Source organism: Corynebacterium sp. NML98-0116, assembly GCF_001767255.1.
GTDB lineage: Bacteria > Actinomycetota > Actinomycetes > Mycobacteriales > Mycobacteriaceae > Corynebacterium > Corynebacterium pseudogenitalium.
In genome coordinates, this window is record NZ_CP017639.1 from 2,277,917 (window position 1) to 2,304,422 (window position 26,506).

Here is a 26,506-nt window from a genome sequence, read left to right on the forward strand (position 1 = left end):
CGATGTCTCATGTGTTTCGGCGTGCGAAGGAGCTGTTCCTGCTGCTGTGCTCGGCGGGGTTGCTGCTGCTGATGCTGTTTGGCCTGGAGCTGAGCCAGGGCCGCACGATGTCGACGGAGATGTTCTACCTGGTCGGCGGGTTCGTGGGCGTCTATGCGATTGCCCACGTGGCGATTTCGCTGGCGGCGCCGCACGCGGACCAGTTGCTGCTGCCGCTGGTCTCGCTGCTCAACGCGATCGGCCTGGTGGTGATTTACCGCCTGGACCTGGCGGAACGCGCTGGCTACCCGCCGCTCGCGGAGCGGCAGGTGATGTGGTCGCTGGCTGGTGTGGTGCTGATGGTGTGCACGCTTGTGATTGTGCGCGACCATAAGGCGCTGGCCCGCTACTCCTACCTGCTGGGCCTGCTTGGCCTGGTGCTATTGGCGTTGCCGCTGGTGTGGCCGCAGCCGCCTGGGTTCGCGGATGCGCGGATCTGGATCTGGCTGGGACCGTTCTCGATTCAGCCGGGTGAGTTTTCGAAGATCCTGCTGCTGGTGTTCTTCGCCCAGCTGTTGGCGCAGAAGCGCGCCCTGTTTACGGTGGCGGGCAAGACGCTGCTGGGGATGAGCTTCCCGCGCCTGCGCGACCTGGCGCCGATTTTGGCGGTGTGGGCGATCGCGATTGCGATCATGGCGGTGTCGAACGACTTCGGCCCGGCCCTCCTCCTCTTCGCCACGGTGCTGGGCATGGTGTACTTCGCCACGGGGCGTACGTCATGGCTGGTCATCGGTGCAGGCCTGGTGGCTGTTGGCGGGTACACGGTGTACCAGGTCAGTGAGAAGATCCAGGACCGCGTCGCCAACTTCATGGACCCGCTGGCCAACTTTGACACCACGGGCTACCAGCCGTCGCAGGCGCTGTTCGGCCTGTCCTGGGGTGGGCTGACCGGCACCGGGTTGGGCTACGGCCACCCGGAGATGGTGCCGGTGGCGCACTCGGACTACATCCTGGCGGCGATTGGTGAGGAGCTCGGGCTCGTGGGCGTGGCCAGCGTGCTGTGCCTGTTCGCCATCTTCATTACCCGCGGCTACTCGGCGGCGCTGCAGGTCAGTGACACGTTCGGCAAGTTGTTGGCCGCAGGCTTAGCGACGACCATCGCTATCCAAATCTTCGTGGTCGCCGGAGGGATCTCCGCGATGCTGCCCATGACGGGCCTGACCACGCCGTTTATGTCCGCTGGTGGCTCGTCGATCATGGCGAACTACGTACTGCTGGCGCTGCTGCTGCGGATCTCGAACGCGGCGAACAAGCCAGCGGAGTTTGATGCTTCGGCGATGGGTGCCCAGGCACCGGAGGCGGTGAGCGCACGATGAACAAATCCATTCGCTTAGGCGCGGGCATTGCCCTGCTGCTGATTGTGGCGCTGCTGGTGAACTTCACCGTGGTGCAGGGCTTCCGCGAGGAGAAGTACGCGCAGAGCCCACTGAACTCGCGCACTGTGGTGGAGCTGCGCCAGATCAATCGCGGCCAGATCAGTGCCGGCGGGCAGGTGCTGGCGGAGTCCCACCCGCTCGAGGACGGCTCCTACCAGCGCACGTACCCGAACATGCCGTGGTCCTTTGCGCCGGTGCTCGGCTATGTGTCGGACCAGTACGGCACCTCCCAGATCGAGGCCGGCTACAACGGGCAACTGACCGGGGCGGGCTCCGGCAAGTCCTCCCGCTTCCTGCGCACCGGTCTGGAGCAGGACGTGGTGGGCAACTCGGTCGAGCTGAGTATCGACCCGCACCTGCAGGCCCTGGCCTACGAGCAGCTTTCGAACCGCAACTACGAGGGCGCGATTGTGGCGCTGCGCCCGTCGACAGGCCAGGTGCTGGCGATGGCATCGACGCCGTCGTACGACCCGAACGCGATCTCCAACCCGGACACCGCCGAGGGCGCCTGGGCCGAGGTGAACAACAACCCCGGCAAGCCGCTGCTCAACCACGCGACGCAGGACCAGCTGCCGCCGGGGTCGATCTTCAAGATCGTCACCACTGCCGCCGGGCTGCGCAACGGCTACACGCCGGATTCCCCGCTGACGGGCGCGCCGTCCATCACCCTGCCGGGCACGACCGTGCCCCTGACCAACTACGCGGGCCAGGCCTGCGCCGGCGGCGGCCAGGTGCCGCTGCGCACCGCGTTCGCACTGTCCTGCAACACGGCGTTCGTGCAGATGGGTATGGCCGTCGGCGCCGACGCGCTACGTGAGGCCGCCCACGGATTCGGCATCGGCGAGCAGTACGACCTCGGCATGCCCAACGCCACCGGTTCGCTCGGCGACCTGCCCGGCGACGCCGAACTTGGGCAGTCCGCGATCGGGCAGCGCGACGTCACCATGACCGCGCTGCAGGCCGCCGTCATGGCGGGCACCGTCGCCAACGAGGGCCGCCGTATGGCGCCGTACGTGGTCAACCGCGTACTCAGCCCGGACCTGCGCGAAATCGAAACCACCAAACCCCGCATGCTTTCCGACTCCATCAAACCCGAGGAAGCAAACACCATCAAGGACCTCATGTTCGGCTCCGAACGCGACACCTGGGGCTACGACGGCAACGGCTTCGCCTCCAAGACCGGCACCGCCGAACACGCCGAAGGCGCAGCACCGCACACCTGGTACGTCGCCTTCGACCCGGTGAAGGATGTGGCGGTGGGGGTCGTCGTCAAGAATGGTGGCGGCCTGGGCACCGGGGCGACCGGCGGGCAAGTCTCCGCACCACTCGGGCGCGCGGTGCTCTACGCGGCACCCGCAGCGCCAGCTGATGAGGAAGGAACCAACGCGCGATGAACTACGAAAACAAAGACGAACTCCAGAAGCTCATCGGGCCCGACTACCAGCTGCAATGGATCATCGGGCACGGCGGCATGTCCACCGTCTGGCTTGCCGACGACGTCCGCCACGAACGCGAAGTAGCCCTCAAAGTACTGCGGCCCGAATTTACCGCCAACCAGGAGTTCCTCACCCGCTTCCGCAACGAGGCCAACTCGGCGGAGGGGATCAACTCCCCCAACGTGGTCGCCACGTATGACTACCGCGAGGTGAAGACCGACGGCGGGTTCCCCATGTGCTTCATCGCCATGGAATACATCCGCGGCGAATCCCTCGCCGACCTCATCGCGCGCGAAGGCCAGCTCAAGGAAGACATGGCCCTTGACGTGCTGGAACAGGCCGCGCACGGCCTCGCCGTCATCCACCGCATGGGGCTGGTGCACCGCGACATCAAGCCCGGCAACCTCATGATCACCCAGAACGGGCAGATCAAGATTACGGACTTCGGCATCGCGAAAGCGGCGGCGGCCGTGCCGCTGACGCGAACAGGGATGGTCGTGGGCACCGCCCAGTACGTCTCCCCCGAGCAGGCCCAAGGCAAGAAGGTCACGGCGGCGTCCGACGTGTACTCGCTCGGCGTGGTCGGCTACGAGATGCTCGCCGGGAAACGCCCGTTCACCGGGGACTCCTCGGTTTCCGTGGCGCTGGCGCACGTCTCCGCCGAGCCGCCCGCACTGCCGATTAGCGTGAGCGCCCCGGCGCGCGAACTCATCGAGATCGCCCTGCGCAAAACGCCAACCCAGCGCTTCCGGGACGGCAACGAGATGCAGCTGGCCGTCGAACAGGTCCGCCAGGGGATGCGCCCGACGCAGCCCGGCGGCGACACGGCCGTCATCGCCATCGAGCCCTCCCCGACCGCGTCCACCCAGATGCTCGCCGACATGTCCCGGCCGACCACGGCCCGGCCCGCCGCGCCGCGGCGCCGCCCGCCCGTGCCACCGCAGGCCCCGGCGCGCGCAGCGATGCCTGTGCGCCCGGCGCCCGCTGACGTTGCTGCTCCTGGGAAACGACGCGGGACAGCCGGCTACTGGGTCGGCATCGTGCTCGGCGTGATCACCCTCGCCGTCATCGGCGGCGTGGCCTGGGCATTCAACAACGGCACTCTCGGCGGCAGCACCCCGAGCAGCACCGCCCCGCGCCAAAGCGTGGTCACCCAAACCACCACCGTGGAAACCGAACCGACCTACGAGGAACCCGTCGAGGAGCCGACCACGCACGCCCCCGACACGCCCACTGAGCACAGCAAGCCCAGTAGGCACAGCAGCGCCCCGGCCACGCTGACCATCGAGGACGAAACGCCAACGCAGCCAACCCACACCCGCTCTTCGGTGCCGGAGCAGCGGCCGACGGAGGGGACGTCGATAAATAATGAGGCGCCCACGACGCAGGCACCCAGCGAAAGCCCGGTTGGTGGGGAAATCGGCAATGGTGAACTAGACTTGCACAATCTGCCAAACATCCTCGGAGGAAATGCGTAAATGACAACGATCGCTAACCGATACGAACTCGGCGCCGTCATCGGCACCGGGGGCATGAGCGACGTCTACGCAGCCACCGATACCGTGCTTGGCCGCGACGTCGCCGTCAAAATGCTCAAAATCGACATGGCGCGCGACGAAAATTTCCGCGAACGCTTCCGCAAAGAAGCCCAAAACTCGGCGCGGCTCAACCACACCAATATCGTCGCCGTCTACGACACCGGCACCGAAGAAGTCTCAGGTGTCGACGTCCCCTTCATCGTCATGGAACGCGTCACCGGGCAAAACCTGCGGGACCTCGTACGCGCCGAAGGGCCCTTAAGCCCCCAAAAAGCGGCCGCGTTCCTGCTGCCCGTCACCCACGCGCTCCAAGCCAGCCACGACGCCGGCATCATCCACCGCGACATCAAACCAGCCAACATCATGATCACCAACACCGGCGAGGTGAAAGTGATGGACTTCGGCATCGCCCGCGCGCTGGATGACTCCACCTCGGCCATGACGCAAACCTCCGCCGTCATCGGCACCGCGCAATACCTCTCCCCCGAGCAGGCCCGCGGCAAAGCTGCCGACGCCCGCTCCGACATCTATGCCCTCGGCTGCGTCATGTACGAAGCCATCACCGGCAAGCCGCCATTCGAAGGCGAATCGCCCTTCGCCGTGGCCTACCAGCACGTCCAAGAAGACCCCATCCCGCCGAGCGAACGCGTCCCCGCTGACCGCGAACTGACCCCCAACGAGGCCGTCAACCTGGACAGCGTCATCCTCACCGCCATGGCGAAACACCCGGCGGACCGCTACCAAACCGCCACCGAAATGGGCGAAGACCTGGCGCTCCTCAAGCGCGGCGCAGTGACCAACGCCGCCCGCAGCCACCTCGCCTCCCCCGGCGGCGACCACGCCGACCCTACGGATGATGCCACCATGGTCTCCGAGACCATGGTCTCCGAGACCGTCCAGGGCAATGCGCCACGCCGCGCGCCACGCCCCGAGCGGCCCGTCGGGCAACTGCCGGAGAAGGCAGCCGCCGGTGCGGTCGGTGCTGGCGCTGGTGCCGGGGCGGCCGGGCGCTACGCAGCACACCGCCGCGAACACGAAACCACCACCCCAACCTGGATGAAATGGCTCGCCATCGGGCTCGGCGCCGCCATCATCGGCGCCTCCGGCTGGCTCGCCTACTCCTACTTCTCCCCCAACAACGAAGAAACCAACAAGACCTCCCAGATGGTGATCATCCCGGACCTCGCCGACAAACCGCGCGCGGAAGCCGTCGCCGAACTCGAAAACCTCGGCTTCCAGGTCGCCGTCTCCGACGAGCCCAGCCCCGACATCAAGCGCGGCAACGTCATCGACACCAACCCGATCGCCGGGTCCGAACTCCAGCGCGGCACACTCGTCACCGTCAACGTCTCCTCGGGGCGCGAGCTTACCGACGTCCCCGACGTCACCAACATGGACGCCCAAGAAGCCGCAAAGGTCCTCGAAGATGCCGACCTGGAACTGAATGCGGAGCTGCGTCGAGAAGCCAGCGAAGACGTGCCGAAGGGCGAGATCATCAGCCAGCACCCCGCAGCCGGCACCCAGATCTCCAAGGGATCCAAGGTGACCGTCACGGTGTCCGACGGCCCCGAAATGGTCCAGGTACCGTCGCTGTCCGGCGTCAACGTCAACCAAGCGTCCGCCACCCTCGGCTCCATGGGGCTCCAAGTCACCGTGAACAAGGTCGACTCCGAACGCCCAGACGGCGAAGTCATCGCAGTCGCCGGCGAAAACACCGAAGTAGCCAAGGGCACCACTGTCGAAGTGCGCGTCTCCAACGGCATGCTCATGGTCATGCCGAACATCACCCGCATGAAACCCGCCGACGCCGACAAAGCGCTACGCGACGCCGGCTGGAGCGGACGCCTCGTCGAAGGTCCAACCGTCCCGACCGGCGCCCTCGTGGACAACGGCCTCATCGGACACCAAGAAGTCAACGCGGGCGACACCGTCCGACGCGACGCCGCCATCGGCTACAACCTCTGGCAGTTCACCGCCGAACGCCTGATAAGGTAAAAACCCTGATAGCTGGAAAAGCCACCGCACTTGCTTGTAAAGGACTGACACAATGCCAAAGGCAAAAATCACCAAGGACCACCGCCCCGTATCAACCCCAACTGGCGTGTCCCGCACCCCGGTCAAGATCAACACCGGCGGCACCCCAATCTGGTACAAGACCATCATGTTTGGCCTGATGCTGCTTGGCCTCGGCTGGATTATCTTCTACTACATCGCCGGCGACCAGCTGACGTTCCTCGCCGAGCTCGGCCCGTGGAACTACGGCATCGGATTCGCAGGCATGATCCTCGGCCTGCTCATGACCATGGGGTGGCGCTAGTCGCATCCCGGCGGATTTTTCGGCGGATTTTCGTAGATGGTAGTAACAGGATTGTAGTAATCCCGATTTTGGGCCCGATTTCGGGGATTACTACATTCCTGTTACTACCATTTGCGTTTTGACGTGCGGTTTAGCGAGCCGCGCGGGCCTTTGCGCGGGCCCGTTCCAGCTCGATTCGGGCGAGGATCTCGTCCATGCGGTGGAGCACGTCCGTGAAGCCGTACCGCAGGACGGTGTAGCCCTGGTTGGTTAGCTCGCGTTCGCGTTTGCGCTCTTGCAGGAGGCTGCGGCGGGGGTCGGAGGCGTGCTTGGTGTCGCCGTCGAGTTCGAGGATGACGGAGTCGTCGAAAAGGAAGTCGACGCGGTAGCGCTGCACCTGTGCCTGGAACTTCCAGCCGGTGACGCCGCGGAGGAGGAACTCGGCGCGGGCGAGGGACTCCATGGGGGAATCGGCGTTGTAGACCGCGGCGCGGGCGGCGTCGCGCGCCACGCCGCAGTTGCGGACGCGGCCCATGCGCTCGATGTGCAGCAGGATGTCGCTGCGCTCCACGTGCGCGATGGACAGCAGCCAGTCCATGGCGATGAGGCCTTCCTGAAACCCGTGGTAGCGGGCGATATCGATCGCTGTGCGAATACGTGTGGAAAGGCGGATGCCGTACGCGGTAGTGACCTCGGCGGCGGTGAGGGCGGAGGTGCGGTAGCGGACATCGGGCTCGATGAGGTGTTTCGCGGGGCCGCGGCGGCTGGGCGTCGTTACTTCTTGGATCTCTTCGGTGAGGCTGATGACCCACATGCCGTGGATGCGGGCGGCGGTCCTGCCTACGAGGCAGCCTTTGGTCATGGCGCGGGCGGTGGCATAAGCGCGGACGAGGTGCCGCTGCCAGGCATTGAGTTGCCCCCAGGTGCGCGACGGGATGCATTGCGTTCGGTTGAGGCGGCGGTACTCGGGGCTGTGCAGACGGTGACGGAGCGTGCGCGTGTCCACGATGGATGCGAAAAGTTCAGTGTTTTCCAACATGAGGTTTAGACGCACAGGAAAGCCGCCAGGTTCCCCACAGGTGTTCGGTAGCGGGGTGGCACGGGGGTGGATTGTTGAACAATCCTGACCGAGAAGGTGTACATATTAAACCAGGGTCTGAACGGCCCTGACCTGCTATTTTACTATTGTCACCTTATGAAAGGTATAGTCATGCGGTTTATTCGTTCCATGACGGGCGTTGTAGCGGCCTTGGCATTAGCTGCCGGCACGCTGACCCCAGCCACGGCTCAGACGCTTGAGGAGTCGTACCCCGAAACCCCAGCGACCAATGATGCGCTGCCGATCATCCACACCTACAGGGGATCGGACCACTTGAAGGCGAACGTGCTCAACCCGCGCCCAGTGTGCAACTCCACTGAGGACTACCGCACCATCGTGTACAAGGTGAAGGACAACTTCCTGCCGGTCGGCACGATTTCGACGACCAACCTGACCAAGAACACCATCCCGCTGACGCAGGACCTGGCGCGCACGCAGACGATTTCGGCGTCGGTCAACGGGTCGAAGACTGAGACGATCAACATTGGTGGGTCGGGCTCGAAGGATGGGCTGCAGGGCAACATCGGCTACTCGCTGGCGAAGATGCTGGGCTGGTCGGTGTCCGGAAGCTTGAGCTGGAACGTCGGCCAGAAGATCGGGCCGTACGAGGTTCCGGCGGGCAACACGGGCGAAGCGACGTACGGCTTCCGCACCGTCACCATGACGGGCACGCAGCAGCGCTGCCGCCCGAACGGCACGTGGGCGACGCCGACGGCGTGGGTCGCAAACATGCCGATCAAGAACGAGGTTCGCGTGAAGAACTACTCCACACCTGCAGGTTCGTGGGCACCGAACCGCGGCGCGCAGGTCACTGACACGGTGGAGAACCCGAACCCGGCGTACAACGAGGATGTTCAGAAGATCACCGAGGGTGAGAATCTTGACGACGTCACCACCATCGACGACAACGACGAAGCCAATGTGACCAACGTCGAAATCGACGGCGAGACCGCCGCGGTCATCACCGATGAGGAGTCGGATGAGGCGACCTCGGAGGAGAACACTGAGGTCGAAGAGGTCGTCGATAATGCGGAGGCACCTGCGCTCGACCTGGTGCCATACTTCACGACGAGCTCCTGGAAAGCTTCCGGCTTTGCTGGGTCCGTGGCGCTGCGCGTGAAGAACGTGGGCACCGAGCGCTACTGGGCGGAGTTCCCGGCGCTGACGTTCCGCGTTGAGGTGCGTACCGAGTCCGGCCCGAAGGGTGTGGACCGCCTGATCACCACCACCGGCGCGAACGGCTCGCACATCCGTGACCTCGGCTACAACGCCAAGAAGGGCGCGCGCATCTTCGAGGTGACGCTGTCCAACCCGGTCAACGCCGGTGACGACATGCTGCTCGGCGCGTTCAGCTTCGGCGACGGCAAGACCAAGGAAGGCCGCCTGCACAACTACATGACGGTCACCCAGACCAGCCGCCTGGCCGGCGACGTTTCCCAGTGGAACGACCAGAACGTCGACTCTCGCGACGTGACCGTGTCCGACTTCGGCCGCTGGCTGAAGGGCACCTTCTAGGGAGCATTTTGTGTAATTCGTAGTGCCAAGTTATCCACAGGTTGTGGATGGTTCTGTGGAGAGGACCGTTATCCACACCTGTGGATAACTCTGTGCACAACCTATTCGCACATCGAACGCCTGGCGTAATGAGCTGCAATGATGCCCATTCGCCAGGCGTTTTTTAGTGTGAATCGCTGACATGTTCTAGCGATGTTCTAGAAATTACACGGTTGTGTTTATCCACAATGTGGACAAGTCTGTGGAGTTCTCCACCGGTGTACAAACTTGGGGATAACGTGTGAAAAACTAGGCAACACCAATCACAAACGCCACAGCAGCCACAGCCACTACGACCGCGAGGGCGGACGCGAGCCACCTGACGCGCTTCTTCACCGACGTCACCGGCCAGCCCGCCAACAGGCCCACCACCAAACCGCCAAGGTGCCCCCACAGACTGATACCCGGGGACAGCACCGAGTAAGCAAGATTCGCGCCGACCAGCGCCAACGGCGCCCGCACGTTGACCTTCTGGCGCATCGACAACGCGAGCAACACGCCCATCAGCATGTAGAGGGCGCCGGACGCGCCGGCTGTCGGCACGTCGTAGTTCCACTCCAACACCGACGCCGACGACCCCAACACACCCGCCGCGTACAGCAACGAATACGGCCCAGTCCCCAGGCGGCGCTCCAGCTGAGGGCCCAACAACGCCAACGTGATCATGTTCACGGCCACGTGGGAGATATCCACATGCAGAAAGCCGGCCAGGAGGGTGCGGAGGGTGGCGGAGGGGGCGTCGATAAATGGGCCGAAGAGCACCATGTTCTCGGCGAGGCTGGAGCCCCACACCACGTTGCTGATCGAGTGTGACTGGAGCGCCGTAATCACGAAAACGCCCAGGCAGACGACGGTGATCAGCGCGGTTGCGGGCGCGCCGCGGAAGAGAGAGCGAACGAATTGCATACGGCTACGGTACGGGGCGGCCTGGGCGTATTGCGAAATTGTGTGAAAGATGTGCCCGTATCTGATTTTTCGCATCTGGGCACATCTTTGTGGATATTTCAGGATAGGCGCTTGATATAGTCCGCCATTCCAGGGACCGTGAACTGCACAACACCGTGGTCAGGGGCAAAAATGAGACCCTTCTCAATCAGGTGCTTCCGGTTACTACTCAACGAATTCACCGAAACGTCAAGCGAATCCGCGATGTCCTTCGTGGGAACCTGCTTCGCAGAATGCGCAGCCATCGCCTGCAAATAGCGCTTCTCACCAGGCGTCGCACGCTCCCAACGGCTCGGGAAGAACCCGGCGTCAAGGGCCGCATTGCCTTCCGTCACCGCAAGCTGCGCATCACTTTCGGTAAACGGCGAAGCAGGAGCAACGTTCCAGATCGCCTTCCCGTACTCCTGAAGGAAATAGGGGTAATTCAGAGCGGCGTCCACAAGATTCCGCAACGCTGCTGTTGTAAACAGCACCCCTTGCCTGGTAGCCGGATCCTCAAGTGCGGCCGCCGCCGCGCTATCTGACAATGGACCAATCTTGCGGTACTCGAACAGACGCTCCGCGTACGACTGAGATTCCGCCAGCTTCTGAGGCAACGTAGGTAGGCCCGCCCCGAACACATAAAACGGCAAACCACGCTGGCCCGCCTGGTGCTGCGCGGTAATCACCGCCGACATCAATTCCGCATCAAGGTCCTGCATCTCGTCAATAAAAAACGCAATCGCCTTCCCGTCCTTCTGCGCGGACTCTGCGACACTCAGCACAAGTTCCTCGAGATCCATCCCGATATCCCCCGAATCAGAAATGCCCGCCTGAGCAGGTACTTCCAGTGCGACGTCAATACCGCCGACATGCCATGCAAACGAAGCAATCGCGGGCAGTGCATCCTTGAAGTGCTTCCACCGCTTACGCAACGACACCTTCCGCGCACTCAACGCCAGTTCACGGGCCAACCGCTTCCGGACCCGCTGCGCACCAGCACGATCAGCGCTTGCCTCAAGCTGCACCGTCAACCAATCTGCATTCTCGGCACGCGACGCGAGTTCATTCAGCAACACCGTTTTGCCCACCCCACGCAAACCACTCAGGATAACGCCGCGATTGTGCAATCCGCTGCGGGTCCTTGTGATGATCGCCTCGACAAGCTCGAGCTCCGCTTCGCGCCCTGTCAGCGCAGGTGGTCGCAGTCCCGCACCTGGCGAATACGGGTTCAGTGTTTGGTCCATGGGTTCACAATAATCGAAAATGTGTGAAATATCCGGCTAGATGTGCCCAGATGTCCCCGTATCTGATTTTTCGCATCTGGGCACATCTTTATGGATATTTCAGGATAGACGGGTGTGCTGGGGCTGGGGGTTGGGGGCTGGGGCCGTGCTGCTTGCTGAAATCCGTTCCGGTCGAGGTGTTCAAGGAGTGCGACGCTGGTCGCCGGAAATCGCCCGGGGTGGGTCGAAATGCGCGACCTGCATCGCACGCTTCGAAGCGCACGCTACGAGCAGATTTGAGGGCCGGAGGCGGCAGAGAGCCGGGGCAGCCGCCTACCAGGTCGGGCCGGGCAGGTGGGCGCGCCAGCCCAGGACCACGTTGATCAGGCAGCACAGGGCGAGGATGGTGCCGATGACGAACAGGGTGGTGAAGCCGACGACGGGCGCGGCGGCACTGAAGACCATCGGGATGAAGAAGCCGGTGTAGGACACCGAGTAGTAGACGGCGGTCAGGCCGGCGAGTTCGTCGGCGTTGGCGATGCGTTGGACCTCGGAAAGTCCGGCGACCAGGGCCAGGCCGTAGCCGGCGCCCATGATGGCGGCAGCCGCAACGCCGATTGGCAGCGACAGCGACCGGGACGCCTCGGCGGCAAGGATGCAGCCGACGGTGATCACGGCCATCGCGACGGCGGACGCGCGGGCGGACCTACTCGTATCGATGACACGGCCGAGCATCTGGACGCCGACGCCGCAGCCGAGGGTCACGACCGTCATGAAGCCGGAGAACGCGATGGGCATATCGTGCGCTGAGCTGGACAGCAGCTGCGGCAGCAGGGCGTACGCGGCGCCGGCGCAGCCGAACACCCACGGCGCGACCGGCACGACGATGCGCACGAAGCGGCGGTGCGCGGCGGATGGGATGTGCAGCATCTCGAGCATGTCGCGAACTCGCAGTTCAAGGAAGGTTTCCTTCACGGTGCCCCGGCGCGGCGGGCGGGTCTCCGGGGTGTCGAGCAGCCAGTAGGCGGTGCCGAGTGTGAGCAGGATGTGCAGCACGTACGCGGTGTGCGTGGGCCACGGGCCCCACTGCGCCAGCACGGAGGCGAGCGCAGCGCCGATCAGGAAGCCGACGGTCAGGCACATCGACGCCTTGCGCGGCCCCGACGCCGGGTCCCCGCCCGCTTTAATAATCAGCTCCGAGACCCACGTGGACCCCACCGCCATCACGATGCCCAGGGCGAGCCCGCACAGGATGCGGCCCGTCGCGATCACCAGCGGCTCGTTCGGGGCGATGGACAGCAGGAAGGACCCCACGAGCGAAAGTGGTGCGGCTGGGAGCATGGTGGGGCGTCGTCCAATGTGGTCGGACAGCGGACCGCTGATCAGCAGCGCCGGGATGATGCCCAGGACGTAGGCGGCGAGCAGCCCATTGACGGTGACCTGCGAAAAGTGCGAGGTTTCGCGGTACATCACGAGCAGCGGGGTGAATTCGTTGCCGCCCCACGCGACAGCAACCATGCTGCCTGCGACGGGGAACCATGCGCGCGGATGAAATTGTTGAGTCATAATCAGTTCTTCACGTTGTCCGATTGGTAGCACGAATATATTGCTCCTCGGATGAGGTATGACCAAATCGCGCCCCGCTAGGGGTCCAACTTTTCGACGACGGCTCTGCCCTATCTTCTGAAAATCTGGAAAAGCAGAACTTAGGCGCTGCTCGATACGCACCTATCTTATAGAAATCGCGGTTTTTAAAAGATAGCTCCGTGCACGAGCCGTTCTATCTTCTGTCCCGCACGGTTGTTAGAATGACGCCATGATTACAGGCGCACTAAAGTCCCAGGTAGACCGCATTTGGGACGCTTTTTGGTCCGGCGGCATCTCAAACCCGATCACCGTGATCGAACAGTTCACCTACCTGCTGTTCATGCGCCAGCTCGACGAGCGCCAAGCACAAACCGAGTTCCTCGCCAACACACTGGGCGGCAAGCCCGATGACACCCAACTATTTTACGACGCCACCCACGACCACCTGCGCTTTTCCAAGTTGTTAGCCGTCGATTCGCCGGAGGCACGCTTTACCGCGTTCCGCGAAGGGTTCGACTACATCAAACAGCTCGGCGCCGCGCGTGACAGCGGGTTTGTTACGCATATGAAGGATGCGGCGTTTCTGATTCCGAACCCGGCAACACTGACAACAGTGGCGACGATGATCGCAAAGCTGGAGTTCTCCAATAAGGACATGACGGGCGACTTGTACGAGTACATGTTGTCCAAACTGGCCACCGCCGGCACGAACGGACAGTTCAGAACACCAAGCCACATCATCGAACTGATCGTGGCACTGACCGAACCAAAGATCACCGACCGGCTCATCGACCCAGCCTGCGGCACCGCAGGCTTCCTCGCCGCCACCAGCGAATACCTGCGCGATGATTTCAAAAACGCCACCAAACAACAGCGCGAACAGTACCTCGCCCACGGCCTGACCGGCTTCGACTTCGACTCCACCATGGTGCGCATCGCCGCAATGAACATGGTGATGCACGGCTTCGCGGACCCGAACATCTCCTACCTCGACTCCCTGCAGGAACTGGCCCCCGAACAGCTTGAAGCCTTCGACGTGTTGCTAGCCAACCCACCGTTTGCGGGCTCGATTAATCAGGACATTTTGGATCCGGAGTTGGCGTCGATAAAGACGAAGAAGACCGAGCTGCTGTTCATCGCGAGGTTTTTGACCTTGCTGAAGCTGGGCGGCAGGGCGGCTGTCGTTGTGCCGGAGGGGGTGCTGTTCGGCTCGACGCGCGCGCACAAGACGCTGCGCAAAGAGCTTGTGGACAACCAGAAAATCGACGGCATCATCAAACTGCCGTCCGGCGCGTTTAAGCCGTACACCGGTGTGTCGACTGCCATCGTGTGCTTTACCCGCACCGACTCGCCGGGCCAAAATGACAACATCTGGTTCTACGACATCACCGCCGACGGGCGCTCCCTCGACGACAAACGCACCCCACTGCTCGCCGAGGAACTACTCGGCCCCTGGCCCGCCACTCCACTTGACGACGCCCAGCTCCGCCTGAATAACCTCCCCGACGTCGTAGCTCGCTTCCACAACCAGACCGCCGAACGCGACCGCGCCCGCACCGAAGCATCCTTCACCGTCCCCGTCGACGAGATCCGCGAGGCGGACTACGACTTGTCGATGAACCGGTACAAAGAAATCGTCTTCGAAACCGAGGAAACCCGCGACCCGCAGGACATCCTCGCCGACATCGACGCCCTCGACGCCCAAATCGCCACCGCCATGAGCACGCTCAAGGGGCTGATCTAGATGGGGTGGGAGATGGTGAAGCTGGGGGATGTTGCCGAGGTTGTTACCAAGAAAGTGCCGGGAGAAAACCTCGACCCTGCGACACCATACTTTGGATTGGAACACCTCAAAACCGGTGGCGGAATTCTAGGAAACAGTCGTGCCGATGCGTTTTCGCTTAAAGGCGGAAAGCCCGTATTCGAGTCCGGTGACATTCTGTTTGGACGTCTCCGGCCCAATCTCCGCAAAGCTGCTATTGCATCTGCGCCGGGCACGTGCTCAGGTGACATCACTATCCTCCGCATGATTAACGGCGACGATACCCACTACCTGTTGCATTTCTTACTTAGCGGTTTCGCATTTGCTCAAATCAAAAGGCATCTTAACGGGATCAACCTTCCCAGGATCAACAACCGCGACCTCTTGGAGATCAAGGTCCCTCTGCCTCCTCTGGAGGAGCAGCAGCGCATCGCGACAATTCTGGAAACGGTAGAGGAGGCGATCCGCGCTGAAGAGCAGTCCATTTCAAAGCTAGAAACACTGATCAAAAATCTGGCACCAGAAACGAACCGAACTGTCCCGATTGGAGAATACGTAGAGAGAATTGTCTCCGGGAAAAGCCTCAAAGAGCATTCAACGCCTGGAGGGCCACGTGTCCTCAAAATTAGCTCGACCACTAGCGGGTACTTCAAACCAGAAGAGTCGAAACCCTTGGACCCGAGCTACGAACCCCCTGAGCATCACCGAGTACAAGAAGGGGACCTACTCGTTTCTCGAGCCAACACCACCGAACTGGTGGGGGCGTCTGCAATCGTGGATCAACCCTATGAGAATTTGCTGTTGCCGGATAAGTTGTGGCGTTTGGTCACGAAGGACTCGGTCGACCCTTTCTTCCTATGGGCATGTCTGCAGCACCCACTTACACGGAATGCGATTAGTAAGGCATCTTCCGGTAGCGGCGGAAGCATGAAGAACATTTCGCAAACTAATTTTTTGTCCGTTGAAATTCCAGATGTCGACGCAGCTCTGCAAACAACAGTTGGAAATCAAGTCCGGACGGCTTTTCACCAGCGAGCACTTCGCAGCAGTAAATTGACACTGCTCCGAGAGCTCTACACCTCCCTTTCCTCTCGGGCTTTCTCGAGAGAGCTTTAGAGCTGACAGATAAAAGGACTCGTTAAAGACCACTTGGCAATCTACTCGAAACGGTTTCGAGTAGATTGTTTTGCGCTTTTCACGACTTGAAAGTTCGTTTCGAGTACGTTTCGAGCCATACGCAGAATTACATTTGGACTATCTTCCACCCGGTCGCATCTCGGACAATGTTGTAGGTCTCTTTTACAAACGCCTCGGGTCTATTCCGCGGGCGGACAATCCTCAAGGTTCCACTGTCCGCGGCACAGCCACTACCTGCGACTTTCCTGGCGTAAACCCGTCGAGGTGTCCGCCGCGCGGACAGGCAACCACACCGGCTTTCCGCGGGGCGGACAGGTTCCCATCGGTGCATGCGGCTTCGCAGTTGGTGCAAGGGTCCGCGGGGCGGACAGCTCACGCGTTCCGAATGTCCGCGCGGCGGACAAGTCGTCACTGGATTCCGCCGCGTGGACAGATCTTCACCGCTCACCCGGAAGCCGGGTCATGTTGTTGGTGGTTAGCGTGGTGGGACGGAGAGGGCGTCAATAAGAAAGTAATCGCTGCTTCCACTGTCCGCGGCACCTCATCTACCAGCAACTTTCCCGGCGTGAAGCCGTCAAGGTGTCCGCCGCGCGGACAGGCAACCACACCGACTTTCCGCGGGGCGGACAGGTTGCCACCGGTGAATGTGGCTTCGGGGTTGCGGCAGAGTTCCGCGCCGCGGACACTCTGCAAAACCTCGGCTTCCAAGTCGAACTGTCCGCGGGGCGGACAGTGGGATCGTATTCGGGTGTCCGCGGGGCGGACAGGTAGTCGCTGGATTCCGCGGCGCGGACAAATAATCACAGTTCACCTGGAAACTGGATCATGAGTGTTAAAGGTAAGCGTGGTTGATCGAAGAGGCGTCGATAAGAACCATCGCGCCTCCGCTGTCCGCGGCACCATCGCGACCAGCGAGTTTCGTTGCAGCAACCCGTCAAGGTGTCCGCCGCGCGGACGAAATAGCCGCGAACATCCTGCAGCTCATGGGATGAGGAGGCGGCAACCCGACTGATAGTTTCGCAGGAGTTATGAAATCTCCGTGCTGCAAAACTATCCTATATGGTAATTTTTGAAGTATGGATGCCGCCGAATCGTTGGAGATCATCGGGGAGATCGCTTCCCAACAGTGGGGACTGTGCACGGCAAAACAAGCACGCGCAGAAGGAGTAACGCCCTTGACTCTCTCCCGACTAGAGATGAGGGGTGGACTCATCCGAGTTCGACATGGGGTTTATGCGACCGTCGGCACCATGATGAGTCCAGCGTTAGACGTCAAAGCACAATGGCTTGCACTCCGACCCGAGATGATGGCCGCTGACCGGGTCCACGACCCTACATTGGCGTCCGAATCCGTCATCTCCCACACCACCGCTGCTGAACTCTGGGGCATCGGTGACCTCTGGCCCGATGGAATCCACTTCACCGTCAACCGTCGACGCCAAAGCAGGCAACCAGAAGTCCAGTTTCATCGAAACAAACTCGACGACCACGAATGGACCCTGCACCCCGAACACAACCTCCCCATCACAACTGCAGCTCGCACCATCGTGGACCTCGCACTAGACGGACATGAACCCCAACATCTCCTTGATCTCATCGCAGATGCGAGCGAAAAGCAATTACTGCAAGAACCTGAGCTACTCAGCGCTTTTGCTGGAAACGAAACAGCTTTCGGCCTGCCAAAAGGTGATCAGGAGGGGCTACGTATGCTTTGGAAAGAATGCTTTCCACCTGTTCCCGCGGCAATCTCGGAAGAGCAAATCCAAAGAGCTGTCGCCAAGGCGCTCGAGCCATTTGCTGAAGAGTTAAAGGCGCTCGCCGCAAAGATGCCACTTCAAACCGACTTTCACAGCAGCAATGTAGAAGAGGCACTCCAGAACATGCTCGCTGGCAGAGCAGCTACTGCCCATGCGCTCGAAGCAACACATAAACAATTAGCCGAAACGATCGTGCACAGTGAAGGTTTGAAGACCCTCTGGCTGTCCACCCCTCTTCCCCCATCCCACACAGCAAAACCTCAAGGAGAATCCTGTGCCACAACCTCAAAAACAAAGGGAGCGCCACGGTCAGATCGTTTCAGCACTGAAGAAGGAAGCAAGCCACGCCGGAAAGAAGCCAAACGACGTATATAACCAGTTTTTCCGTGAGGTGTTCCTTCATGAACTCATGCGCCTAAACGACGGTTGGGTGCTCAAAGGGGGCACCAACATTTACTGCCGAATACCAGGCGCCCGGCAGACAAAAGACCTCGACCTATTTCGGCAATATGCCCCTACCTCAGCCTTAAAAGCCGCTGACAGCCTCATCGCGACAATGAACAAGCACCGAGTAGGCCCTTATACATTTCAAGTGGAAAAGAGCAATGGCAAGGCGGAACGAATCGGCACGATAGACAGCAAACGCCTCAAAGTTACAGTCACTTACGGCTTAGGTAGCAGCAACCGCTTCATTGAGTTTTCCATCGACGTCAGTGGTGACCTTGAGGTCACTAGTGAAGTGGAATCAGTCACCGTAGCTTCAAGTTACGACGTCCAGACACCTTATCTTCCAGAACATTTCCAAGTCACGTCGTACCCCATCGCAAACCAGATCGCAGATAAAGTCTGCGCAATGTATGAGATACACGGCGACACACCTCCGGGCAAAGCGTCGACACGCTATCACGATCTCTACGACATTGCGCTATTAGCTTCAGAGCTTCCGCCAACAACACAGCTCAATGCTGCTGAACTCCGCGACGCTCTCAACTCACAGCAACAAATCCGAGGCGTTACTCTCCCAACAAATCTCAATATCCCTGATGCAACGTGGGCAGATCGGTACCCGAAAGCCGCAAAGAAATTTGGCAACGAAATACGAAAAGAATTCTTGATTCTAGATGAAGCCCTTCGGGTTGCTGCACTCCTCATTGACCCCATTCTGAACAATGAACTCCATACGTTGACCACAACCTGGAACAGCGCAACACTTTCCTGGACACAATAGCCAGCGCCGGATATCCGCTTGAGGGTGTTCACTCTTCCTCAACCAACTGCACCAAACGCACATTGCCAAAGTGCAAAACCAAAGTGTGAAAGTGCAAAACTTTTTGCGTGCTTGAACATATGGCGATGAAAACTAGACTTCAAGTAGTTGAACTTTTGGTATGGAGATGCCTATGCGTAAGACCTTAATCAGCCTCACCGGCCCCGCCTTCGTTGCTGCAGTGGCTTACGTCGACCCCGGCAACGTAGCCGCCAACATCAGCGCCGGCTCCCACTACGGCTACCTCCTGGTGTGGGTACTCGTCGTGGCCAACCTCATGGCCATGTTCATCCAGTACCACTCCGCCAAACTGGGCCTAGTCACCCACCGCTCCCTGCCGGAAATCATGGGCGAGCGTCTCTCCCGCCGCGCGCGCCTAGGCATGTGGGCCCAGGCCGAGCTCATCGCCGCGGCCACCGACCTCGCCGAAGTCATCGGCGGCGCCATTGCCCTGCAACTCCTCTTCAACCTCCCCCTGTTCGCGGGCGCGCTCATCATCGGCACGGTCTCCATCATTCTCCTCATCTTCCAGAAGAAGAACCAGTGGTTCGAGGGGCTTGTCATCGGCCTGCTCCTGGTCATCTGCATCGGCTTCCTTGCCGGCCTCGCCATCGCCCCGCCCGACCCCGCCGACGTGGCCGGCGGCCTCATCCCCCGCCTAGAGGGCAAGGACAGCATCCTGCTGGCCGCCTCCATGTTGGGCGCCACCGTCATGCCGCACGCCATTTACCTACACTCCTCCCTGACCAAGCAGCGCTACCCCGACCTGGAAATCCCCCACGTGCTGGCCGGCACCCGCGCGGACATCGCCGTGGCGCTGTCCATCGCCGGGCTCGTCAACGTGGGCCTGCTGGTCCTGGCGGGCTCGGCCCTCTACGGCGTGGACGGCACAGAGACCATCTCCGGGGCCCACACGGCGATTGCCAGCCACCTCGGCCCGCTGGCCGGCGTTCTCTTCGCCATCGGCCTGCTGGCCAGCGGCCTCGCCTCGACGTCAGTGGGCGCCTACGCCGGCTCCGAAATCATGGACGGCCTGCTTCACATCAAGGTCCCCCTACTAGTCCGCCGCCTGGTCACGCTCATCCCGGCGCTGGTCATCATCGGCTGCGGGGTCGACCCCACTATGGCACTGGTGGTCAGCCAGGCACTTCTTTCCCTGGGCATCCCCTTCGCCATCATCCCGCTTTTCCGCTATGCCGGCTCCCGGGACGTCATGGGTGAGTTCGCCGCGAAACCCTGGTCTATGGCCGTGGGCTGGACGCTTGCCGCGCTGGTCATCGCACTCAATCTCGCCCTCGTGCTCCTGCCGCTGCTCTAGGCCGCCTACAATCAGCAGCCATGATTGAAGTAGCAGCCGTCGTCATCCGCAACCCACAAGGCCACGTGCTTACCGTGCGCAAGAAGTCCTCCACCAAGTACCAACTGCCCGGCGGCAAGCCCGAGGCGGGCGAGGCGCTTGTCGACGCCGCCCTGCGCGAAGTTGCCGAAGAAGTAGGCCTCACCCTCGACGCCGAGAGCCTCAACAAACTCGGCACCTTCGACGCTCCCGCCGCCAACGAACCGGGCGAGGTCGTCGTCGGCACCATCTTCACCTACACCCGCACCGTCACCGCCGACGAACCCCATGCCGCCGCCGAAATCGGCGACACCGCCTGGGTCAACCCAGCAGCCCCCGACCGCGAGCTTGCACACCTGCTGCGCGACCGCGTCTTCCCCACGCTGGCCTAGCGCCAACTGTCAACACTTCGGCGTCATTGACCTCGAAACCATCAAGAGCTACCCTTTTGAACATGTTCACTGAACACGTTCACTCATCGCGCTCGGCCGCCAAAGCTGGCACCGTCAGCAAGGTCCTAGCCACCGCCTACGAACTCTTCCTCACTCAGGGCTACGCCACCACCAGCATCCGGACTATCGCATCCGAAGCTGGCGTTAGCGTGGGAACCGTCATGGGAGTCGGCGACAAACAAACGCTGCTCATCCGCACCATTGGCCAACACATTTCAGAACTCCACGATGACATCCGGGGACAATCCGATAGCCTTCTCGATGTCCTGAGACCTTTCCTCCAGATGTTTACCGGCCACGAAGAGCTCTCCCGCGCCTTTGGCGCAGCACTCATCCAACAAGGCAATCAAGGCGAAGCGCTCACCGCACTCAAAACGCTCCTGACCGATGAAATCACCCTGCGACTCGGCACCAGGCTCAGCAGCGCCGATGCGGCCGAGTACGCCGACCTGCTGTACAACGTCTACCTCGGCTTACTCATCGGCTGGGCCGCCGGAATCTACGACACCGAGCACCTCACATCCCAAGCCGCCTCATCGATCGAACGCCTCAACACCGCATTCGGAGTAACCCAATGATCCTAGAATCTTCCCCAGCCTGGCCCTCCCTTCTACTAGCAGCCATTCTGCTTGGCGACGCCGCCCTCTCCCTCAAACCAGTCCCCTTCATCGAAGCCTGCCTCAGCGGCGTCAAACTCCCCAAGGACTGGTGGTGGGCGCTCATTGTCATCAAGTGCCTCGCCGCCGTAGGACTCATTGCCGGCCTCTGGTTCCCCGGCGTAGGAATCACAGCCATGATTGGAGTCATCGCCTATTTCTGCGCGGCCGCAGCAGCCCATGTCCGCGCCCACTTCCTCGGTAGCGCATTCTGGATCAACTGCTTAGGCATGCTCGCATTCTCCATCGGAGTACTGATCCTGACGCTCGCACTGAATTAAGACACCAGTCAACCTTTCACGGCTTCCTGAAGGCAGATACATCATTGCACCTCTTGAATGATGACTTGATGCTTTCTACCCTAAAGGTATGCGCACGACGATAAACCTCCCGCCGAAACTCCTTGAAGAAACGAAGGTCCAAGCCAAAGCCAACAATGTCACTTTGAGCTCATACGTCGAAGAGGCGGTCCGCGCTGCCCTCAAGAAGGAAGCCCGCATCAGTACCGAAGACACCCCCGTTAACCTGCCCTCCTTCGATTGCGGCGGACCGGCTCTAGTTGATCTCAGCAACAAAGAAGCTGTGTGGGCGGTACTCGATGATCATTCCTGATGTCAACATTCTCGTTTATGCCTTCCACTCCGCTGCACCGCAACATAAACCCGCTCAACAATGGCTAAGTAGTGCTCTAAATCGGCATGAAACAATTGGACTCCTGGATGTTGTGGCAACGGGCTTGCACTGAGGAGGGCTTCCCACTATTCAAACTGCTAAACATGCAGGTCATCAAAGTGTGAAACTTCAAAAACCATACTGTTAAAGTGTAAAACTGTTGCTTGCTCCCAGACCAGTTATGTTTCACATGAAACGGAGTGTCGGGTTGTCACAAAGTTCCGCGGACGGCGGGGCGGACACCCCGGGCGGCCTCTGCCTACAGGTCGAACTGTCCGCGGGGCGCACAAGCTGTCGCGGGGTTCCGCCGCGCGGACAACCACGCTGACGAAGGCGGCGGCACCCGCGAAGCGATCACCTCCTGCCGCGAATCACGCGTAGCGACGCCCCGCTTCATCAACACCAGCGTCCAATTCACCGTACTGTTCCCACGAGGCTCCCGCTCCAGCGCAGAACACGATGCCCGGCTGGAAGACATAGGCTCCAATACCCGACTCTCCCCGACCGAGGAAGACCTACTGGTCAACCTCCAAGCCTTGGGCAAGAACGTACCCCGGATCTACCAGGCACTCTCCGCGACAGGTAGCGGTATCACCGTGAACGTACTGGCAGCCAATACCGGACTTTCCACAGGCCAAGTGCGCTACGGACTCGCGCCACTGCTTCGCGAGGGCATCGTCACCATGGAAGGTGGCCAAGGCGACCGAGCAACGGTGTACAGGATTGTGCAATCGGTGAGTTAGTAAAACCGCATCATTTTCTTTATTAAGCCTTTCTGGGGAAATTTTTTCCCGTAATGAGCTTTTCTCACCTAAACTTACTTCCATGAGACTGCTTAGCTTTATTGCGGAGAATCACCGTAGCTTCCGTGATGAGTTTGCGCTGGAAATGACGCGCAGCTCCTGGCGCACCGCAGTTCCTCGTCAAGGTGAGAGTTGGGCCGATGCCGTTCTACCGGTTGCAGCCATCTTTGGACCCAACGCGTCAGGAAAGACGGCGGTACTCGACGCAATGCGCTATGCAATGGAGGCAATCCAATGCTCTGCAAGCAGATGGCTTGAATTTCAGAAAAATCGTCGATCTCCATTCAAGCTAGATGAGGACTCTGTACGTTCCCCCAGCTTCTTTGCACTCGATTTCACGTTAACCGGTGGCATTGGCGGCCCGGAGCTTGCGGCCCGAGAAATTCGATATCACTACGAATTCTCCATTTCCGCGAACCGCATTGAACACGAGCTGCTGCTTGGTTATTTCTCCTCCCGCCCAACACGACTTCTGGAAAGAGACGCCGAACAAGGCATAACCAGCTGGCATAAGTATCTGGGACCACGTATATCTCCAGCCCCGCGAGAACTTGTGCTCTCCCGTGGCTACGTTGCAGGTCACGACAAACTGCAGTCGTTTGTGGGAAGCATTATCGCTGGCGTCGATTTCTACGACATCAGCGACAGTGCCCGGCGGCAACGCCTCGACCGAATTGCGGCGGATATCGCCGATGAACGAATTCCGTTGAACGTACTCACCACACTCGCAGCAGTAGCGGATATCGGAATCACGCGAATTGATGTAGATGAACGAGAGTTACCCCCGGAAATACGCAAGATTCTCGAGCGATCTGCGGCACGGGGCCTGAAGGCGACCGGGAAAGCTCTATCAGGCCAAAGTCTGATCGACCACGACTTCGTAAACAGAACACTGCGGTTTTATCACCATGGCAACGAATCCGCCGACGCCGGCTTTCTCATGCGCGATGAATCATCCGGAACGTTGGCATGGCTCGCCATGGCCGTTCCCATCTTAGAAGCGCTCCGCGACGGCACAATTTTTTGCGTCGACGAGCTGGATACCAGCCTCCACCCCATTCTCGCCGAAGCAATCGTCGCACTGTTCCAAGATCAAGATACAAACCCACACGGGGCCCAACTGATCTTCACGTCACATGACGTAACCCTGCTCCAGCCGCAGTCTTCTGCGAACCTGACGAAAGAGCAAGTCTGGTTCACCGAAAAAGACAGCTCTGGTGCAAGTACGCTCTATAACTTGCAGGACTTCCGCGATTTGAAACCGGCATCAAATCTTGCAAAGCAATACCTGGAAGGCCGATTCGGCGCGCTACCGTATCTATTACCAGGTTTAATGCGAAGTGCTGTTGAAGAACTATCACCTACACGACGGGGGCAAGAAAATGGGGAACGTGGCAGCGCGTAAAGGTACACCCAGAAAGCCCAAGAGCAGGGCAAAGCGGAAGCTGAAAAGTCGGCTTCTGATTGTTGTAGAAGGCGACAAAGGAAAGTCTGAGCAAGTTTACTTCCAAAGGCTCGCACAAATTCTGCGTTCCAACGACGTGGCCACGGACATCAAGGTTGTACCTAGTAAGGGAGAACCCAAGCGAGTTCTTGATACATGCGAGAACCATCTGAAGTCCGACAACTTTGACCGCGCGTTCCTAGTCGTCGATTGTGACCAACACACCACCCTGGGTGATGTTCTTCAGCTCGCACAAAAGAGCAATATCTCAGTCGCAGTAACGAACCCTCAATTTGAGCAGTGGCTGTATTGGCACCTCTACGACGGCGGGAGCGACGCGAAGAAAATGACCGATGTACTGCAAAAGGAACGCTATCTCACAGGCCGCAATGCGAAAGAACTCGGGGTAACGTTCCCAGTCGAGAGATACCCTGAGGCAACGGCACGCGCAAAACGCCACTGGACCGAAATGCGCCCCAATGCACCAATGCAAAAGGGCCATGCCCGTCATCTTCAATCCCGTACCTTATAGAAGCGATGCAAAAGTAATGACTAACTAGAGGGCCACACAAACCTCCCCACGCACCCGTGGGGAACTTTTGTTCGTTGGTCATGTATCAGTAACGCAGCGGGCTGACCGCTGACCATGTTGCGCGAGGATCCCTCAAACCGCTTCCGTTCCACTGCACGAGTCCAGCGTCCCGGAGTGCTTGCAGAGCACGGCGGACGGGAGGGTTCGAGAGGTGAAGGGCGTTGGCCACTTGGCCCGTCGATAAGGGATGTGGGCTTGCCTGCAAGGCTGCAAGCACCTCTGTTGAGTAGCGCGGCAAGTCCGCACGAAGCGACTCGTCGAGGCGTTGCACTGCCTTCAATGTCAAGACAACACTGCCACTTGTCTGCCGGTACACTGGGTCTGCAAAACTCGCCTTTCGCATACCAGCGATCATTCGTCGAATCCCTTCCCCCAACTCCTGCCCAATCCGCAACTCAGCAGTCCCACGCGCAATCAACGGGTTTCTTGCAAACCTCGCAATTGCTTCGGGTTTCGACGGGTCCACCAAGCCAGGGAACCTGCCAGGGCTAGACACCTCAACCCGATCAGGATAGATCTCGAACCTGACGTGATCCCCAGCCATACTGTAAGACCTGTGGATCACCGCATTCACCAAACCCTCTAGCCACACATCCGGCGGGATCAAATCCTCCTCTTCAAAAAGCCCACTGCCCACAAGACGGCGCACTTTTGGAAGAATCTTGCTAATCGCAGTTCTGGCCTGCTGAATCTGTTCTGGCAGGGTGCCGTCGAAGCGTTCGTCGTAAAGAATTTGCTGACCATGACCCGGCAACCGATCTATGTCATTGAACTGGACCACACGAACATGAGCGTTTGGAAAGAACTCCTGCGGATGTTTTCCGAAAAGCAACAATGCTGCTGTCCGCGGGTTGCCGACCCTATCTACCAAGTTTCGCGCCCTCAACGCATCTTGGGCCGAGGCCGAACCAATCGCCTCCGCATACCGCTCGACCTGCGCCATATCGAGGTCTCCAGGCTCAGCACGTGGTGGAACAATTGCATCAAACTGCTGCTCCCCCTTCAAATACCGCAACTCTAAAATGCCGTCGGGGCCCAGCTGCTTCGTTTCATCCCCGATGCGCAGGAAGCACTCCCCCGAATTGGAATAATGTACACGCTCACTAGGCAAAATATGGAATAGGTATACAGAAGTGGCGTCATCAATGCGAAGGCTCTCGATCTCGACTCGAACCGTTGGATCGGTGTGATCAAACGCCGATTGTCGTAAGTCGTTGTCCTGCCGTGCGCTAGGCAACCCATCGAATTGTCGATCAGTGATACCGACAGCGATGACCCCGCCCTCGGCGTTGGCAAACGCGATAATCGCCTTCGCAAGATCCTTCGGTTTAATACGAAACGATTTCCGCTCAAACCACTGATCTTCGGGGCGCGTAAGTAACTCATCAACCTTTACCGCAGTATTCATGTGGATCACTCTACTCGAAACGATTTCGAGTAGAGTGATATACCCAGGTCAAAACATGTAAATCCGTTTCGAGCATGTTTCGAGTAGGTTTCGAGCCACAACGCAACGGTATAGAATAACGCGCAGGCGAACGAGCGCACCGGGA

General features: G+C 60.2%; 23 protein-coding genes. 18 read left to right on the forward strand and 5 right to left on the reverse strand.

Going from position 1 to position 26,506, the window contains the following annotated elements:
* Positions 1–2 precede the first annotated feature (2 nt).
* From BJP05_RS10475 to crgA, 5 genes are read left to right on the forward strand one after another with little or no spacing between them, the layout of a single operon-like run.
* Positions 3–1,355 (forward strand): FtsW/RodA/SpoVE family cell cycle protein, encoded by a 1,353-nt coding sequence (locus BJP05_RS10475; RefSeq protein WP_070363342.1) that lies wholly within the window; start codon positions 3–5, stop codon positions 1,353–1,355.
* Positions 1,352–2,809, forward strand: coding sequence for a penicillin-binding transpeptidase domain-containing protein (locus BJP05_RS10480; protein ID WP_070363343.1), 1,458 nt, complete (start codon positions 1,352–1,354; stop codon positions 2,807–2,809). Before BJP05_RS10475 ends, BJP05_RS10480 begins: the two co-directional genes overlap by 4 nt.
* Positions 2,806–4,329 carry a serine/threonine-protein kinase gene (locus BJP05_RS10485; protein ID WP_070363344.1) on the forward strand — a complete coding sequence of 508 codons (1,524 nt, stop codon included), beginning with the start codon at positions 2,806–2,808 and terminating at the stop codon, positions 4,327–4,329. The genes BJP05_RS10480 and BJP05_RS10485 overlap by 4 nt, the downstream gene beginning before the upstream one ends.
* Positions 4,330–6,384, forward strand: coding sequence for a Stk1 family PASTA domain-containing Ser/Thr kinase (gene pknB / locus BJP05_RS10490; RefSeq protein ID WP_070363345.1), 2,055 nt, complete (start codon positions 4,330–4,332; stop codon positions 6,382–6,384). It begins immediately after the preceding gene.
* 52 nt (positions 6,385–6,436) lie between these two features.
* The gene (crgA, locus tag BJP05_RS10495) at positions 6,437–6,706 is read left to right on the forward strand and encodes a cell division protein CrgA (protein ID WP_070363346.1); all 270 of its coding nucleotides are present in this window, start codon (positions 6,437–6,439) and stop codon (positions 6,704–6,706) included.
* Between the two features lie 130 nt (positions 6,707–6,836).
* Here the strand turns inward: crgA and BJP05_RS10500 are convergent, their stop codons facing one another.
* Positions 6,837–7,724, reverse strand: coding sequence for an endonuclease domain-containing protein (locus BJP05_RS10500; protein ID WP_070363347.1), 888 nt, complete (start codon positions 7,722–7,724; stop codon positions 6,837–6,839).
* 171 nt (positions 7,725–7,895) lie between these two features.
* Between BJP05_RS10500 and BJP05_RS10505 the strand changes: the two genes are divergently transcribed.
* Complete coding sequence (locus BJP05_RS10505) at positions 7,896–9,299, forward strand: hypothetical protein (protein ID WP_070363348.1); 1,404 nt, start codon at positions 7,896–7,898, stop codon at positions 9,297–9,299.
* Positions 9,300–9,587: 288 nt separating this feature from the next.
* On the opposite strand, the gene BJP05_RS10510 is transcribed toward BJP05_RS10505, so the two are convergent.
* The 3 genes from BJP05_RS10510 to BJP05_RS10520 all read right to left on the reverse strand — a co-directional run bounded on the left by BJP05_RS10510 (position 9,588) and on the right by BJP05_RS10520 (position 13,054).
* A complete protein-coding gene (locus BJP05_RS10510; protein WP_070363635.1) occupies positions 9,588–10,244 on the reverse strand; it encodes a rhomboid family intramembrane serine protease in 657 nt (218 codons plus the stop codon).
* A gap of 98 nt (positions 10,245–10,342) precedes the next feature.
* A complete protein-coding gene (locus tag BJP05_RS10515) occupies positions 10,343–11,509 on the reverse strand; it encodes an ATP-binding protein (RefSeq protein WP_070363349.1) in 1,167 nt (388 codons plus the stop codon).
* A 312-nt stretch (positions 11,510–11,821) separates the two neighbouring features.
* Positions 11,822–13,054, reverse strand: coding sequence for an MFS transporter (locus tag BJP05_RS10520; RefSeq protein ID WP_070363350.1), 1,233 nt, complete (start codon positions 13,052–13,054; stop codon positions 11,822–11,824).
* Between the two features lie 250 nt (positions 13,055–13,304).
* Here BJP05_RS10520 and BJP05_RS10525 point away from each other — a divergent pair, with 250 nt between their 5' ends.
* The 12 genes from BJP05_RS10525 to BJP05_RS10580 all read left to right on the forward strand — a co-directional run bounded on the left by BJP05_RS10525 (position 13,305) and on the right by BJP05_RS10580 (position 24,893).
* The gene (locus tag BJP05_RS10525; RefSeq protein ID WP_070363351.1) at positions 13,305–14,819 is read left to right on the forward strand and encodes a class I SAM-dependent DNA methyltransferase; all 1,515 of its coding nucleotides are present in this window, start codon (positions 13,305–13,307) and stop codon (positions 14,817–14,819) included.
* 12 nt (positions 14,820–14,831) lie between these two features.
* On the forward strand, positions 14,832–15,953 hold the full coding sequence (locus BJP05_RS10530; RefSeq protein WP_168156207.1) for a restriction endonuclease subunit S: 1,122 nt from the start codon (positions 14,832–14,834) through the stop codon (positions 15,951–15,953).
* A 1,097-nt stretch (positions 15,954–17,050) separates the two neighbouring features.
* Complete coding sequence (locus tag BJP05_RS10535; RefSeq protein ID WP_070363353.1) at positions 17,051–18,106, forward strand: type IV toxin-antitoxin system AbiEi family antitoxin domain-containing protein; 1,056 nt, start codon at positions 17,051–17,053, stop codon at positions 18,104–18,106.
* On the forward strand, positions 18,006–18,959 hold the full coding sequence (locus BJP05_RS10540) for a nucleotidyl transferase AbiEii/AbiGii toxin family protein (protein WP_240492760.1): 954 nt from the start codon (positions 18,006–18,008) through the stop codon (positions 18,957–18,959). Before BJP05_RS10535 ends, BJP05_RS10540 begins: the two co-directional genes overlap by 101 nt.
* A 172-nt stretch (positions 18,960–19,131) precedes the next feature.
* Positions 19,132–20,316, forward strand: coding sequence for an Nramp family divalent metal transporter (locus BJP05_RS10545; protein WP_070363637.1), 1,185 nt, complete (start codon positions 19,132–19,134; stop codon positions 20,314–20,316).
* 20 nt (positions 20,317–20,336) lie between these two features.
* Complete coding sequence (locus tag BJP05_RS10550) at positions 20,337–20,726, forward strand: NUDIX domain-containing protein (RefSeq protein WP_005292595.1); 390 nt, start codon at positions 20,337–20,339, stop codon at positions 20,724–20,726.
* Positions 20,727–20,788: 62 nt separating this feature from the next.
* A complete protein-coding gene (locus tag BJP05_RS10555; protein ID WP_005292598.1) occupies positions 20,789–21,364 on the forward strand; it encodes a TetR/AcrR family transcriptional regulator in 576 nt (191 codons plus the stop codon).
* A complete protein-coding gene (locus BJP05_RS10560; RefSeq protein ID WP_005292602.1) occupies positions 21,361–21,723 on the forward strand; it encodes a DoxX family protein in 363 nt (120 codons plus the stop codon). Before BJP05_RS10555 ends, BJP05_RS10560 begins: the two co-directional genes overlap by 4 nt.
* Before the next feature lie 88 nt (positions 21,724–21,811).
* Complete coding sequence (locus BJP05_RS10565; RefSeq protein WP_005292604.1) at positions 21,812–22,054, forward strand: CopG family transcriptional regulator; 243 nt, start codon at positions 21,812–21,814, stop codon at positions 22,052–22,054.
* Between the two features lie 260 nt (positions 22,055–22,314).
* Positions 22,315–22,857, forward strand: coding sequence for a winged helix-turn-helix domain-containing protein (locus BJP05_RS10570; RefSeq protein WP_070363354.1), 543 nt, complete (start codon positions 22,315–22,317; stop codon positions 22,855–22,857).
* Positions 22,858–22,939: 82 nt separating this feature from the next.
* A complete protein-coding gene (locus BJP05_RS10575) occupies positions 22,940–24,322 on the forward strand; it encodes an ATP/GTP-binding protein (protein ID WP_070975474.1) in 1,383 nt (460 codons plus the stop codon).
* Positions 24,309–24,893: an RloB family protein gene (locus tag BJP05_RS10580; protein WP_168156208.1), complete on the forward strand. Its 585-nt coding sequence runs from the start codon at positions 24,309–24,311 to the stop codon at positions 24,891–24,893. Before BJP05_RS10575 ends, BJP05_RS10580 begins: the two co-directional genes overlap by 14 nt.
* An 85-nt stretch (positions 24,894–24,978) precedes the next feature.
* On the opposite strand, the gene BJP05_RS10585 is transcribed toward BJP05_RS10580, so the two are convergent.
* Positions 24,979–26,361, reverse strand: coding sequence for an RNA-binding domain-containing protein (locus tag BJP05_RS10585; protein WP_070363638.1), 1,383 nt, complete (start codon positions 26,359–26,361; stop codon positions 24,979–24,981).
* Positions 26,362–26,506: the final 145 nt, after the last annotated feature.